This is a genomic window from Pseudaquidulcibacter saccharophilus, assembly GCF_019455445.1.
Classification (GTDB): Bacteria; Pseudomonadota; Alphaproteobacteria; order Caulobacterales; family Aquidulcibacteraceae; genus Pseudaquidulcibacter; species Pseudaquidulcibacter saccharophilus.
Genome location: NZ_JAHWUS010000001.1, coordinates 1 through 14,995, shown reverse-complemented (window position 1 = coordinate 14,995; position 14,995 = coordinate 1). Strand labels below are relative to the sequence as shown.

Sequence of the window (14,995 nt, the reverse complement as noted above, 5' to 3'; positions counted from 1 at the left end):
TTTGCGGAAGGTTTGGATTTTTGGTTTGGAAACCGTTTAGGGGAGGAACTAGCATGAAGGGTTTCAGTAAATTTAAAGGGGTTAGCAGCGCATCGGCACTTGCAATTGGTGTTGCATTTGGCTTGGTCGCGCTAGTAGCTACCCCAGCAGCCGCAGTTGAAACAACCGCGACCTTACAGGGTAAAGTTGCCGATGCGCCACAAGGCACAAAAGTTACTGCACGCAACGTTGAAAACGGTGCAAAAGCGACTGTTGCTGTGCGTGCCGATGGTACTTATGATGTTGTTGGCCTGCGCCCAGGTAATTATGAAGTTACCTTCTTGGCACCGGATGGCAATGTGTTGGTGCAAACAATCACATTATCAGTTGGTGAAACTTCATATCTTGATGGTGATATGAAAGAAGCAACCAAAGCAGTTGTTGTTATTGGCCGTCGCGGCAGTGCAAACATCAAATCATCTGAAGTATCAACCTCTATTTCAAGGGTGCAGATTGATGCCCTTCCACAACAAGGTCGTAACTTCTTAAGCTTTGCAACACTTGCGCCGGGCGTATCGGTTTCAACCAATGATGAACGTAAAACTTTCCAAGGTGGTGCGTTGAATGCCAATGCCGTGAACGTGTTCATTGACGGTATTTCACAGAAAAACCAAGTTCTTCAAGGTGGTGTTGCTGGTCAGGATGCGTCACGCGGTAACCCGTTCCCGCAATCTGCTATCAAGGAATATAAAGTTTCAACACAGAACTTTAAGGCGGAATATGAACAATCTGCTTCGGCAATTATTACTGCGGTTACAAAATCTGGTACTAATGAGCATCATGGTGAAGCCTTTGTAAACTATCAATCAAATGACATGATTGGTGTTCCTTATTATTCTCGCCCAAGCCATGATAAGTATGAGAATAAGGAATATGGTGTTGAGCTAGATGGACCAATTATCAAAGATAAATTGTTCTATATGTTCACCTATGAAAAACGTGAAGATACCCGCCCTGGCGATACAGTTAATGTTAAAAACAGCGCTGATTTGGTTGCTATCAATCCAGCTGCTGCAAACGCATTAGCGACAAAATATGATGGCAATTATCCAAAAGACTTCTCACAAGAAAGCTATTTTGGTAAATTAACATGGTTCATCAATGAGGTTGATAGTGTTGATTTGACCTATCGTAACCGTGATGAAAGTGATATCCGTGGATTTAATGCTAGCACCGCATATGAACGTGGCAACAACCTTGACCAATATGTTCGTGAAGGTTCATTGCAATGGAAACACCGCGACAACAACTTCTTGAACGAAGCTTCTCTTGATTGGCAATCTGCACACTGGCGCAACTCACCATTAACAACGGGTCCGGGTACGCAGCTTGTTAAGCCAACTAATATTATATATGACCCTAATCATCCTAATGATATAAGATATGCAACGTATGACCTATATTCATATAATCCCACTCTTTTTTCATTTGGTGGTCTGCCGTATGCCCAAGAAAAAGCACAGGATAGCATTTCATTCAAAAATAATATGACATTCACTGGCCTTAATTGGCATGGTGACCATATTGTGAAAGCTGGCTTTAAACTTGCGGTTTATGACTATACTGCAATGGAATCCATTCCAACAACAAATCCGCAATTATATTATGACGCTGCAACTTATGTTGTTGGCGGAAATAATACCCCATTTGCGGCAACTATTGTGGATGGCGACCCAACCATTAAAAGCAAAAACACCCAGGTTGGTCTTTTTGTGCAGGATGATTGGACAGTTAACCAGCATTTGACCTTCAACCTCGGCATTCGTTGGGATTGGGAATCAAATATGTTTAACAATAATTTCCAAACCCCTGCGGATGTTGCAACTGCCCTTCGTAACCTTAACGGCTTTAATGACGTATTTAACCCAGAAGATTATATTTCAAATGGTTCAAATCGTAAAAGCTTTAAAGGTGCAATTCAGCCACGTCTTGGCGTTTCATATGACTTGAACGGTGATAGGGAAACAGTATTCTTTGCTGGCTATGGACGTTATTATGACCGTAACATCTTTGATATTGTTCAACTTGAGCAACGTCGTGCAACATTACACAATGCAACAATCTATTTTGATAGCACAACACCTTGGAACTCATCATATGCGACCGATCCTTCGCAGCTAACTTCACTTGCTATTGCGAAAAATATCAAGGGTGAGATTATTGTTCTGAATAATAACCAAAAAGTACCTTATTCAGATCAATTCAACCTTGGTGTTCGTCAGAAATTTGGCAAAATCCAAACTTCTGTAACTTTATCGCATACCGAAGCACGTGATTTGTTCAACTGGGTATTGGGTAACCGCGACCCATCACTAAATGGTGGCTGGTGTCAGTATGGTTCACAATATGCTTGCCAACCATGGGGCTTTGGTGCGCCTGGCTATGGTGCGGTAATTGTGTCAACCAATGACCGCAAGGCACGTTCAACCTCATTATTTATCACTGCGGAAAAAGCATATTCCAAAGAAGACAAATATGGCTGGACTGCGAAACTTGATTTGAACAATGCCGAAAGCACCGGTCACAACGACCCATTTATCTTTGATTATGCCAATGCTTCTGCAACTGGTTGGCACCATGCCGAAGATGTTGAAAAGTGGCGCTTTGTTGGTTCGGCAATCGTTGATGGCCCTTGGGATACCCAGCTTTCAGGCTTATTGACCTTGTCATCTGGCACACCGTTTGCCCGTATTGCGGATGTGACCGTTGCGCCTAATACAACTGCATTACAAATCATTGATGCTTATTACTTCCCGAAAGACAAAATCGGATACAAACAGCTTGATTTGAAAATTGGTAAAGACTTTACCCTTCCAAATGGAAATGTGTTTACCGTAGAAGGTCAGGCAATCAACGTATTTGATTGGGTCAACCACACTTATGGCGGTTGGACTAGTGGTCGTGACACTGGTTCAGGTGCAACACGTGCTGGCGAAAATAACACAACTGGCCCTGCACGTTCTTACCAAATTGGTTTGAAATATAAGTGGTAATTCTTCCTCCCCAGTAGGGCAGGCGGCCATTGGTCGCCTGTCTACCCATGATAGAGCTTAACTAAACCGGTGCGTCCCCAGCGCACCGGTTATTTTATTTTAAAATTAGATTTCACGGGTCATAAAAGTGCTGTTAGGGTCTTCATTATAGCCTTCAAAAGGTGGGCATTCGCTAAAACCTGCATTTTTATAAAGTGCGCGTGCTGGGGCAAATTCAATTTGCGAGCCGGTTTCGAGGAAAAGTTTATTATAACCGCGCGATTTGGCGGTTTTAATAATATGTTCAAGCATTATCTTTGAAATTCCGCGACCACGGTATTTTTTATAGACATGCATTGATTTAATTTCGCCATGTGTGGGATTTATTTCTTTTAATGCGCCACAACCAAGTAATTCTTCGCCATTCCAAATGGACCAAAAACTCACATCTTTTGCCCGTAGTTTTTCAAGCGGTAATGCATGAACCGAACATGCCGGGCTTTGCGAATGCATCAAATTCAAATGCGTTTGCAATAAATGTTTGATGGCATCAGATGTTAAAGGGTCGGGGGTTATTTTAAATTCATTCATGGTGGAAGTCCGTTTGCGAACCTCCACCATATTTATGAATAATGCGGTTTGTCAAATGGGTTTAAATCGCCTGCCCACCCGAAACCTCAATTCTTTGGGCATTAATCCAATAAGAATCATCGCGAAGCAAATTAGCAATTGCACCTGCGACATCGGCCACTTGTCCAACGCGACCAAGCGCGGTAAGCCCTGCAATTGCTGCATTAATCTGGGCATTATCACGAACAGCGCCACCACGAAAGTCTGTTTCAATGGCGCCTGGTGCAACGACATTCACCCTAATTTTACGTGCCCCAAGTTCTTTTGCTTGGTAACGTGTAAGGGTTTCTATGGCAGATTTTAAAGAGGCATAAAGTGCATAATCATTATAAACAATGCGTGTTAAACCACTTGAGATATTAACAATTTCACCGCCATCATTGATTATCGGTAATAATTTTTGGGTGATAAAATATACTGATTTGAGGTGAACATTGGCAAGTATGTCAAAATCTTCCTCGCTGGTTTCGGTAAATGGGCTTGTAAGACCTATTCCCGCATTATTAATAAGAAAGTCAAATTTGCATTCGCCAATTTCTTTCAATGAATACTGAACTTTATTGGCAATATCCATGAACGATTCCCGATTGCTGACATCAAGTTGGAATGCGTTTGCCTTAAGCCCCTTTGCTTTGATTGCCGCCACTACTTCGTGTGCTTCATCGACTTTTGAATTATATGTAATAATTACATTGATACCATTATCGGCAAGTTTTAAAGCCGTTGCTTTGCCAATGCCACGACTTCCGCCTGTAATAATTGCTGTTTTGTTGGTCATTTATCTCTCCTAGGTAATAATTGCACCTATTTATTGTATTTATTTTGATGTATAAAGTTAGTAATTATGATTAATGTGTTCGGATATATTGAACAATGGATTTTCAAAAATCGCTAATGATATTTAAAAAGGTTGCAGATTTAAAATCATTCACCAATGCAGCCGATGATTTAGAATTACCAAAGAGTGCTGTTTCGGCGGCGATTGCGCGCCTTGAACAAAAACTGGGTACACGGCTTTTGCTGCGCACAACACGACAGGTGCAATTAACACCAGACGGCAGTTCATTTTATGAACGCGCAGAAAAAATTCTATATGACGCCCACGAATTGGAAAATATGTTCCGTGCCAATATTGATAAAATAAGCGGGACTTTACGAGTTGATATGCCAATTGGAATGGCCCAAAAATTAGTAATCCCATCATTATGGGAGTTTATTGATAAATACCCACGACTAAATGTTGAAATATCAAGCACGGATAGAAATGTTGATATTATCTATGAAGGTTTCGATTGTGTAATCAGGGTAGGCAAGAACAATGATAATAACGCCGGAATACGTGAATTAGGTAAAAAGCCCGTTATAAATTGTATCAGCAGAACCTATGCAGAGAAATACGGTATTCCCAAAAGCCTTGAAGATTTAGATAGTCATTATGTGGTTGATTACGCACTGAATTTCACCGAAAAGAACCCATGTTTTGAGTATTTTGACGGCAATAAAACAATTGAAGCCCCAATGAAGCATATGATTAGTGTTAATAATTCAGTGGCCTATCATGCCGCTTGTATGTCGGGTTTCGGCATCATACAAATACCGTTTATTGGGGTTAGAGATTTAATTAATAGTGGTGATATAATTGAAATATTGCCGCATTATAAACCTTTGCCAATGCCTATAAATTTTTTAACCCCACAAAGGCGTAACTTGCCGTCGAGGACAATTGTGTTTTTCAATTGGTTAGAAACAAAAATGGATGATTATTGTGCACCATCTAGCGATTAATTATAACCAAAATATGCAAATAACAGCGCATCACCTCAATTTTGCCTAATTCATAAGTGAGTAACCGCCTATTAACCAAAAATGTGTTTAAAAGGTTAATAATTATATGGAGTACGCCCTTGGCTAAACGTGGTGCGAGAAATGGTTCTTATGGTCATGAATATGGTGGTGGGAATTATCCGCCGCCACCGCGCCGCCCGCAAAAAAGGGGGCGTGGCTTTTGGGGAACTATCTTTTATTGGGGTGCGGTGCTTGGCCTTTGGGCGGCGGTTGCGGGCGTAATATTATTTATTTATGTGGCATCCGATTTACCAAATCCCGAAGAATTATGGAAAAAAACTGATAGGCCATCAATCACCTATGTTGATATTAATGGACAAGTTATTGACCGTAGGGGGGCCGCAGATGCGCCACCGGTTGATTTAAAAACCTTGCCAAAATATGTCCCCGAGGCGGTAATGGCGGTTGAAGACCGCAAGTTTTACCATCACTTTGGTATTGACCCATTTGGCTTGATGCGGGCGATGGTGGTAAACCTAAAAGCTGGGCACGTGGTGCAGGGTGGCTCAACCTTGACCCAACAGCTTGCAAAAAACCTATTTCTTTCATCGGATCAAAATTTAAAACGTAAAGCACAAGAGGTTTTGCTTGCCCTTTGGCTTGAACGTAAATTTTCAAAAGATGAAATTATGTCATTATATCTTGCACGGGTTTATTTCGGCGCGGGTACATATGGCATCACCGAAGCATCAGAACGTTATTTTAATAAATCGCCATCAAACCTTACAATTTCTGAGGCGGCACTTTTGGCGGGTATGTTAAAGGCCCCATCAAAATATAATCCGGTTTCATCCACCAAGCGCGCGGCAGAGCGGGCAACAGTGGTGCTTGATATCATGGAAAAAGAAGGCGTTATTACCCATGCACAACGCCTTGCCGCAGTAAAAGAACCATTGCGTTTCTCGGCAACTGGGAAAACCAATAACAATGGTTATTTCCTTGATTGGATCGAGCCATCAGTTGGTGCCATCATTGATGAGCCAAAAGAAGATATCATCGTTGAAACCACGCTTAGCCTTCGGGATCAGGTTGCGGCACAGGCGGCAATTGACAATGAATTTAATGCAAATGCCAAGGCACTTAATATGTCACAATCGGCATTGGTGGCAATTGCGGGTGACGGCGGCGTGCGTGCCATGGTTGGTGGTCGTAATTATAACGAAAGTGAATTTAACCGCGTAACCGATGCAAAGCGGCAGCCAGGCTCTTCGTTCAAACCATTTGTTTATCTAGCGGCATTTGAAAAGGGTGAAACCCCATATAGTGTGCGCGTTGACCGACCAATTAAAATTGGAAATTGGCAGCCGCAAAACTATGATGGTGGCTATCGTGGCCCTATGACCTTGCTTAATGCTTTTGCATTATCTGTGAATACAATTGCGGTTCAATTAGGTGAAGAAGCTGGGCGTGATGCGGTTGTGCGTGTTGCCCGCCGCCTTGGTATTCGTTCCCGCCTTGACCCCGAGGTAACTTTGGCATTGGGCACAGAGGTGGTGACACCAATGGAATTAACCGGCGCTTATGTACCATTCTCCAATGGTGGTGCTGCGGTAACGCCTTATGGCTTTAAAAGAATTCGTACCCGTTCTGGTAAAATTTTGTGGGAAAAACCAAATCCACAGCCACAACGCGCAATCGAAGATTCAGTTCTACGCAATATGAATTTAATGCTGCGCCAAGTGGTATTGGCGGGAACCGCACGTTCTGCTGCGTTGCCAGATAGAATGGTGGGCGGAAAAACCGGCACAACATCTGATTATCGTGATGCTTGGTTCATTGGCTTTACCGGTGGTTATACCGCAGGTGTATGGGTTGGTAATGATGACTTTGGTAAGCGTATGAACAAGGTTACTGGTGGTTCTGCGCCGGCGCGTATTTGGCGTGCATTTATGACCCAAGCCTCAGCAGATATACCGCGCAAAGACTTCTTGCTTCCGCTTTCAAGTGTGACACAGGCTATTCAAGATGTTGACGCCTCTTCTAATCAGGTTGCACCTGTTGATGCGCCAATGGATGATTATGGTTCAGATGGTGTGGCAGCGGTTGATGGAACTGCGGCACAGACCACGCCAAATATTGCAACTTCGCCTGATAATAAACCTGCCCCAAATAGACCTGCGCCAAAAGGCAATGGGACAGCACCTGTTAATCCTGAGGCAAGCTCACCAAATAATCAGCCACAGGGCGAGGTTAAATCAATTGATCAATTGGTGCGCGAAGTTGATAAAAAAGGCAAATAAGCAAAAACTTTGCTGATTGCTATTAAAAGTTTCATTTTTGAAAATTTGATTTGACATTATTTGCCAATCTGTAAAAACTGTGAAAAATTAATTCGTTAAACCACATAAAATGGGGAAATAAATGAGTATGTTTGTAACGTCCGAAAATAAATTTTCAAAAACAAAAATTTTCCCATCTAAAATTTTCCCTATGATGGTATCGGCAATTGCAATTTCTGCGGTGCTTATTCCTAATCTTTCAAATGCGGTTCCTGCAAGTGCCCCTCTAAGAGCCGAAGTGGCAGTTCAAAAATTAAACCTTACCCCTAAAAATAAAGACTTTAAATTTGCCAAGCAGGAAAAGAAAAACGGCGCAATTATTTTCTATAATGTTAAAACACCCGAAGGCCTAACCGTTGAGAAAATGACGGTTGATAATCAAGAGGAAACCGGACGGATTCGGATTACAATGGACGGTGTCGCCATTAGTGAAGATGATATGTCGCTTAATGGCGATAAATTCGTCATGGTTTTCGATGAGTTACCAAACGCAAGTGCGACAAGCGATTTATTCAACCCGAATAATCTTGATAAAACTGATTTGAACGGCGATATTGCGGCCGAAAATTTGGTAATTGATGCAGGTTCAATGCCGATTAAACTTGGCAAATTTTCTATCAATGGCCTTAAAGCCAAAGATAAGAATGTGAAGTTCAATGATATTCATGTTCGCGACGTTGACGCAGACTTTATGGTTGCGCGTGTGAAAATGAAAGAAATCGACGTTGCGGGCCTTAATGATGCATTATTTAACATTATAAATTCAAACGGCAAAAGCCTAGAGAAAGATTGGGATAATGTCGGCCTTGATTTATTCAGAATTGGCGGTGTCGAAGTTACATCAGAAATGATGGGTAAAAACAAAGATAGCGGTAATTCATTTGATGGTTTAAAACTTGCAAATTTTGAAATTTCAGGGCTTGAGAAAAATATTCTGAAACATTTTACTATTAATGGCTTTGAAACTGGTGGAACCGCGGAGAAAGCCCCAATTAATATTAAAGTTGGTGAGTTTAGCTTTGATAATCTGAACCTTTTGTATTTCAAAACTATCATTCAATCTTTAGAGGGCAGCAAAAACCAAGCAATTGGCGATAAAACCTTGGCTGATATTGCGCCGTTTGGCCCTTATGGCATGGTAATAACCAAAGCGCGTTTTGCGGACATTTTGCTTGCGGTTGATGGCATGAAGTTCACCCTCGATGATATGAGCTATTTGCCAACCATTAATGCGCAAAATATCGTGACCGCTATTTCAATGCCAAAAGCAACTTTTGAAGCATCGGTTACTGATAAATCCCGTAAAACCGCATCTGAATTCGGCGAGTTCTTATCTGAATTTGGTTTGAAAAGCCTGCGTTTGAGTATGGCCGGTGACGGCGTCTATGATCCTGCTACAGGCGTTGTTTCTAATAATAACAATGTTATTACCGCAGCCGATATTGGTGAATTAACTGCAGCGGGCAGAATGGGCGGCATGAATGACTTCATGAAAAACACCAAATTAAAAGATCTTACTGATTATAGTAAATCTATTGAGGCAGAAGCCGCAAAAAATAAAAATGGCAAAGAAGACAGTAAAAAATTGCTTGAAATGCAAGTCAAGGCGATGGACAAAGGATTGTCGTTATATAAAGACATTACCATCATCGACTTAAATCTGAACTTAAAAGAATTCGGCTTCTTAAACCGCCTTGCCTTGTCCGAAGCGGCAAGCAAAGGCAAAACTGCAAAAGCGGTTCGTAAAGACTGGGCGCAATCTTTTGTGAAACAATCAAAAGACAAGAATAATAGCCCGCTTGCACGCGAATTTGCGGCATCATTCGGACAATTCATTGAAAAGGGTGGCTCTATCAGCTTTAAATTCAATCCTGAGCAGCCTGTAAAGATTACAAGATTATTTGCAAAAGATGCAACATCAAAAGAAACAGGCCTTGTTATGACCGTTACTAATTAAGTGTCTTGAATAGTATAATAAAAAAGCCGGATTAATTTCCGGCTTTTTTTATTTTATTAATTGATGTAGCGGCTTTATTAATAGCTTTGACCGTTTTGGGTTATTATTGTCGCGCTATTACCTGCGGCAACGCCATATGAATGCAGACGGCCATTTCCAGACGCACTCATTCCAATGGTTGCAACTTCGGCCGCGTTATTCTCTTGATAAATAGTTCCGTTCATAGAAACAGAATCAGTTGAACAGCCCGCGCAGATAAACCCTGCCAATGCGTTACCGCTTGCCGAAGCTGTGCCATAACCCACGCCATATTCTGTAAAGGTGTCAAAAATCGTATTTGCCGAAATCACACTTCCTGCGCCTGTTTCTTGGGTTGCATAAAGTGCACCACTTGTACCGATTGATGACATTACGGTCGAGTTGCCTTGTGATGCCGAACCAACAACAACAGTTCCATCGAAATATGCGCTATCAAGTCTGGCATTAGAGCTAATATTGCCACCAGAATATTGTGCGGCATTCATTTCAGTATAACCAAACTGATTGTAATTAAATGCGCTATTGCCCGCGGTTTGTGCCGTTACTGTTGTATCACTATTGTCATTAGTAACTGTTTGGCGCGTGTTTGAAGTGATATCGCCGTAATTATTTTGCAAGACATAATTATATGATGTCGAATTTACCGAAACGCTGCTGGTTGTATTGCCGGTCGCGATTGAATTGGTGTTCATTGTATCAACGTTACAGCAATTCACTTCGTTGGTGTTGGCATTAACCGTGCCATAATTTGTCTGATTTGCTTCAAGGCTGACCAAGCCATTATTCTTATTAATTGCGGCGGTATTGGCGCTTGCTTGCGTGTTTATAAGTAGACTACCCATATCGGGTGCAGTATCTGCCGCAGCAGTGGCCGTAATTTGTGATGATGAGGCAACGTTTTGTGTTGCAACATAACTCATATCACCACTATTGGTCTCTGCTTGTGATGAGTTACCGCTTGCTGAAGTAACCATATAAACCATTCCAGGTACATGGCCTGTTGTGGTTACACTATTGGATGCAGAGACATTGCCTGACAAGTTTTGTAAAGATTTATAATCAAGATTTGTATTATTGGCGGCCGTAGCAGAAATCACATTACCCGCAGCACTAGAAACGCTTGAAATATCGGTTGCAGTAATTTCTACCGGCGATGTACCGCCATTATTATTGGGAACGTCAATCGTTACGGTTTCACCATTTATAACGATACTTGCGGCGACATTGCCGACTTGATCTTGGGTAATGTCATTGGTTTGATTACCAGTTTGGCAAGAGGGTAAAATCTGGTCACAAGGTATAGAAGATTGTGCGCTTGCTGCTGTTGCAAAAAAAGCATTAGAACCAACAATAATACTGACACCAACAAATAATCTGGCACCAACAAATAATAGTGGACTGATGCCACCATTTAAAAATTTATTGCTTCTATTTGTCATTTGCCACCGCACTATTTTAAAATTACCCGCCATAAACGGAATAAGGGCAGTCACTATAATGCCTGCCCTTTATCTGATTAGTTTTTGCGTCCGCGCAATGGTTCACCAAGAATGGTGGTGCCGCCAACATTTTTCCAATTGCTAGGGTCTGCGCGTTCATCAGCGCCAGAAGCAGTTGCCTGTGAGCGTGGAACATACGCGCCGGTTACGCCAATTGGGCCCATTGGGTCGCCACCTGGGCCAAAAGAGCCTTGGCATACTGATGCGCCCGGAACACCGTAAATGTTTGACATCATTTCAACAACCGCGCGCTCGATAACAGAGCGAACCGCAAGCTGAATTGGTTCTAGTGAACGTTCACCTGCACCAAGGTCAACCACAAGATTGTCAAAGAAGCGGAAATAGCCAAGACCAACTTCACGGCCAATAATTTGTTTTTGGTATGAAATAACGTCAACCACTTCTAGAGTGCGTGTATCAACAAGGCGAAGGTCAAGACCAACGTTCATCACATATAGCTTGCCATTAACAATGCCTTTTGCTTTGTCGGAACGTTTGTCACCAACATAGTTGTCAGAACCAATAGAACGGATGTTATAGTTTAATTCCGTAATACCACCGACAAGGTAGAAATCAGATCCCGGAACTTGTCCTGCCATGATTTTGCGGTAATCCGTACCTTCGTCACCAATAAGGCGGTTGTTGGCATATTTTAATTCAAGTTCTGAAACCGAAGTGTCAAAGCGTTCTACAAGTCTTGCACCGGCTTTTCCGAATGCCGACATTGCCATCAAAGATCCACCTTGCGTAATTTGGCGACCGCCTTCGGCATCTGCTTTACCAGTAAAGTCAAGGATACGACCAACCGTGATTTTTGGCCCGCGAATTCCGTTCGCGCGTGCATAGTTACCAAGACATACCAGCGCATTTGAATATGGCGTTGGGTTTGCAGTAACTGGCGAAGAGCCAATTGGTTTTGCATAATTGCCTTTGTAGGCTGGAACGGGTGAAATACAACCAGTTAAAGCCACACAAGAGGCTAAAGCGATTGTTGCAAATGATTTTTGAGTTACCTTTAACATTAGAAGTTTAGCCCCCCATTCAGAATGCTAGAAGAATTGGAATTTGTTGATGTGCTGGCTGAGCCATTATTGATTATGACCGTTTGATCGCCATTATTAATTTGTGTCGAATCGACGATTACGTTGTTATAAGAGCCAGATACGCTTACATTTAATTGGTTGCCGATTGCGTATCCTGTGCCTGAATATGATGTTCCGTCGCCACCAATTGCTTTATTGGCAAGACTTTGTGCGATATTGTCACCATACATAATAACGCCATCAATGATTACACGGTTTGCCGCACTATCGCGCGTTGTGGCATCATATGGTGTCATCATATTATATGAGTTGGAGCCATATGGTTGTGTAAATTCATTAGCATAGCTAGGAACGGTCTGCGCATTGGCATCTGATACGGCAAGAAATGCCGCCCCCGATAAAACAATTACGGCAAGACTGAATGCTGCACCAGCACGCCTTTTAAACTTCAAGCCATCGTATGGCACGGCTAAATCATTGTCTTCTAATGATTCTGTCGGCTCGTAATCGGCTTCCATCATATTTAACTCCTTATTCGGACGCTTTTATCTTTGCTTTGGGCTAGGCAAAAAAGTCCTATATTTTTTTATTCTTTGTTAACCATGCAAGTGCTGTGCCAAAATTCCCAAAATGGGACAGTATCAATGAAAATAATTAACCACACATCGGATTGTAATGTTTGATTAAATGTTATTAATTGTATTTCTTTATTTGGCTCTTTTCTTTCAAAAGTTAATAAATCTCTAATATTACTTAAAACTATTATAGTGAGATTTATATATGGTAAACAAAACTGCAATTTTATTTTGTTTTCTATAATTAAAAGTAATCTTTATTATAAATCGCGTATGTATATGCGACTTGTAACTTTGGTCATCGCGTCATTATATATAATGATAAATTACCACATTAGGGTTATATATGTCCGAACCATCTGATATGTCACAAGAAAACCAACCGCCCGAATTAATTGAACAAGGCAATAAGCACGAGCCTATGTTTAATAATTTAAATTATGGAACGGTTATCCTGCTTGGCATTATGGTGCTTGTTCATATCGTTAGACAATTTGCACCGCAGGGTTATGAGTTTAACTGGGCGGCAGATTCTGTATTTGATACCAACATATTAAAAGGCACCTCTGAATATGATGGCATGGGGTTTGTGCAACGCTATTGGCCATTAATAGGTTATCAATTCATCCATAGTGGGGTTTTCCATTTGGTTATGAATGCGGCAATGCTTATGCAGGTTGGGCCATTTACCGAAATCTCTTTTATAAAGGGTGCGAATATTGTTAATTATCGCCATATTAAATATTTGCCGCAAGTGCAGGGGGCAAAGATTGCGGCGGCAATCCTGTTTATAATTTATTTCTTAGTGTGTGGGGTTGCGGCTGGCATTGGCTATTATCTGCTTAATATGAATTCACAGGGGTATCTTGTTGGTGCCTCTGGTTCGATTAGTGGTATTTTCGGCGGCTACCTTATTGCGGCATTTAAAATGGCACCAGAGGGCCGGTATGTCTTTAAACCAGTCGTAAGCTCTGGAATTGTATTTTTGCTGGTTAACGTTCTTGGTGCATATTTACTGCGGGCATCGGGAATGATTCCAATTGCCTGGGAGGCGCACCTTGCCGGATTTGTGGCTGGAATGATTCTTTATCCAGTTTTTATGAAAATATCCGAAAGATTTGCGGGCTATTAAAAGAATCAGCTTGCAAAAATATAAAAACCTTTCATTCTATTAAAAACCTCTCCCAATATATGTCGGATTAACCGGCAAGAATAATGGCACCATTCTAAGGTGCTTGAACATTATATTGTAAGGGAGAGCCGCATGCTTATAAAACACATATTGGAAAATCATAAAGCCAAGGGCGCAATAATGATAAGCATTACGCCTGATGCTACGTTGCGCTCTGCTGCCGAGACGTTGAATGCGCGTAAAATCGGGGCTTTGCCTGTTGTTGATACCAACGGGGCGCTTATCGGTATATTGTCAGAGCGCGATATTGTAAGAATTTGTGCATTGGCGGCAAATAATCCACTTGATTATAAAGTTCAGGAGGCAATGACAAGGAATCTTGAGCTGGCAACCTCTGAAAATTCTGTCGAAAGTGCACTTGCCCGTATGACAGACCGTAGGATTCGCCATTTGCCAGTTGTAGATTCTGGGCATTTAGTGGGAATTGTATCCATTGGCGATCTCGTAAAAGCGCAAATAGATATGATACTTGCCGAGGCTGATGCCATAAAAACATATATCACATCATAAGCTGCACTTAATTCAGTGTCATGAATCAGTCATAGAATCCCTATGCCCTATACGATATGAAAAAACGCGGTAACGCCATGCGTGATGATTGCTGATATTGCGCTGCAAAAGGGGGTTGCAAAGTTTTTTGCCGCCCACTAGATAGCCCACCTCGGCGCGGCAACGCGGCTCTGAAATCCTTCGAAAGACGGTTTGACGGGGTGGTTGAAAGACCTTCGAGAAATGGTGAAAACCCTTTGATTTTCGTGCTTTTGCGAGCAATTTAATCAGAAGAAATTTTCGCTGCTAGTTGACTGCAGATGGTAGTTGACATGGTTGGTTGAAGCGACTAGTTAAGCCGACCTCAAGCAATGAGTGAAGACAATATGGCGGGATTTAGTGATAGGTCTCGACGGTAATTTTTGCGCTCATTTGC

Annotated in this window: 11 protein-coding genes; 6 read left to right on the top strand and 5 right to left on the bottom strand. The window is 41.9% G+C overall.

The genetic code is table 11. The features are described from left to right. Positions 1–53: 53 nt before the first annotated feature. On the top strand, positions 54–3,032 hold the full coding sequence (locus KXV15_RS00055) for a TonB-dependent receptor (RefSeq protein WP_240006109.1): 2,979 nt from the start codon (positions 54–56) through the stop codon (positions 3,030–3,032). 105 nt (positions 3,033–3,137) lie between these two features. Here KXV15_RS00055 and KXV15_RS00050 read toward each other — a convergent pair whose 3' ends face one another. Together KXV15_RS00050 and KXV15_RS00045 are read right to left on the bottom strand one after the other, a co-directional pair. Beyond that, positions 3,138–3,602 (bottom strand): GNAT family N-acetyltransferase, encoded by a 465-nt coding sequence (locus KXV15_RS00050; RefSeq protein WP_240006108.1) that lies wholly within the window; start codon positions 3,600–3,602, stop codon positions 3,138–3,140. A 61-nt stretch (positions 3,603–3,663) separates the two neighbouring features. Further along, entirely contained in the window at positions 3,664–4,419 is a 756-nt protein-coding gene (locus KXV15_RS00045; RefSeq protein WP_240006107.1) for an SDR family NAD(P)-dependent oxidoreductase, read from the bottom strand. A gap of 95 nt (positions 4,420–4,514) precedes the next feature. On the opposite strand from KXV15_RS00045, the gene KXV15_RS00040 reads away from it, so the two are divergent. The 3 genes from KXV15_RS00040 (at position 4,515) to KXV15_RS00030 (ending at position 9,722) form a co-directional block, all read left to right on the top strand. Then, a complete protein-coding gene (locus KXV15_RS00040) occupies positions 4,515–5,426 on the top strand; it encodes a LysR family transcriptional regulator (protein WP_240006106.1) in 912 nt (303 codons plus the stop codon). 119 nt (positions 5,427–5,545) lie between these two features. Beyond that, positions 5,546–7,726, top strand: coding sequence for a transglycosylase domain-containing protein (locus KXV15_RS00035; protein WP_240006105.1), 2,181 nt, complete (start codon positions 5,546–5,548; stop codon positions 7,724–7,726). Positions 7,727–7,847: 121 nt separating this feature from the next. After that, positions 7,848–9,722, top strand: a complete 1,875-nt coding sequence (locus tag KXV15_RS00030) for a hypothetical protein (protein ID WP_240006104.1) — start codon at positions 7,848–7,850, stop codon at positions 9,720–9,722. Positions 9,723–9,799: 77 nt separating this feature from the next. Here KXV15_RS00030 and KXV15_RS00025 read toward each other — a convergent pair whose 3' ends face one another. The 3 genes from KXV15_RS00025 to hfaA form a co-directional block, all read right to left on the bottom strand. Then, positions 9,800–11,200: a hypothetical protein gene (locus tag KXV15_RS00025; RefSeq protein WP_240006103.1), complete on the bottom strand. Its 1,401-nt coding sequence runs from the start codon at positions 11,198–11,200 to the stop codon at positions 9,800–9,802. A gap of 77 nt (positions 11,201–11,277) precedes the next feature. After that, positions 11,278–12,282, bottom strand: a complete 1,005-nt coding sequence (hfaB, locus tag KXV15_RS00020; protein WP_275671504.1) for a holdfast anchoring protein HfaB — start codon at positions 12,280–12,282, stop codon at positions 11,278–11,280. Next, positions 12,282–12,824, bottom strand: a complete 543-nt coding sequence (hfaA, locus tag KXV15_RS00015; protein ID WP_240006102.1) for a holdfast anchoring protein HfaA — start codon at positions 12,822–12,824, stop codon at positions 12,282–12,284. The genes hfaB and hfaA overlap by 1 nt, the downstream gene beginning before the upstream one ends. Before the next feature lie 400 nt (positions 12,825–13,224). Between hfaA and KXV15_RS00010 the strand changes: the two genes are divergently transcribed. Both KXV15_RS00010 and KXV15_RS00005 read left to right on the top strand, forming a co-directional pair. Then, positions 13,225–14,010, top strand: a complete 786-nt coding sequence (locus tag KXV15_RS00010; protein ID WP_240006101.1) for a rhomboid family intramembrane serine protease — start codon at positions 13,225–13,227, stop codon at positions 14,008–14,010. A gap of 132 nt (positions 14,011–14,142) precedes the next feature. Next, positions 14,143–14,580, top strand: a complete 438-nt coding sequence (locus tag KXV15_RS00005; protein WP_240006100.1) for a CBS domain-containing protein — start codon at positions 14,143–14,145, stop codon at positions 14,578–14,580. Positions 14,581–14,995: the final 415 nt, after the last annotated feature.

Excerpts from the sequence above, each read along its gene's own strand:
- hfaB (WP_275671504.1), bottom strand. The coding sequence starts at position 12,282 with ATGTTAAAGGTAACTCAAAAATCATTTGCAACAATCGCTTTAGCCTCT.
- KXV15_RS00050 (WP_240006108.1), bottom strand. The coding sequence starts at position 3,602 with ATGAATGAATTTAAAATAACCCCCGACCCTTTAACATCTGATGCCATC.
- KXV15_RS00045 (WP_240006107.1), bottom strand. The coding sequence starts at position 4,419 with ATGACCAACAAAACAGCAATTATTACAGGCGGAAGTCGTGGCATTGGC.
- KXV15_RS00030 (WP_240006104.1), top strand. The coding sequence starts at position 7,848 with ATGAGTATGTTTGTAACGTCCGAAAATAAATTTTCAAAAACAAAAATT.
- hfaA (WP_240006102.1), bottom strand. The coding sequence starts at position 12,824 with ATGATGGAAGCCGATTACGAGCCGACAGAATCATTAGAAGACAATGAT.
- KXV15_RS00010 (WP_240006101.1), top strand. The coding sequence starts at position 13,225 with ATGTCCGAACCATCTGATATGTCACAAGAAAACCAACCGCCCGAATTA.
- KXV15_RS00040 (WP_240006106.1), top strand. The coding sequence starts at position 4,515 with ATGGATTTTCAAAAATCGCTAATGATATTTAAAAAGGTTGCAGATTTA.
- KXV15_RS00025 (WP_240006103.1), bottom strand. The coding sequence starts at position 11,200 with ATGACAAATAGAAGCAATAAATTTTTAAATGGTGGCATCAGTCCACTA.
- KXV15_RS00005 (WP_240006100.1), top strand. The coding sequence starts at position 14,143 with ATGCTTATAAAACACATATTGGAAAATCATAAAGCCAAGGGCGCAATA.
- KXV15_RS00055 (WP_240006109.1), top strand. The coding sequence starts at position 54 with ATGAAGGGTTTCAGTAAATTTAAAGGGGTTAGCAGCGCATCGGCACTT.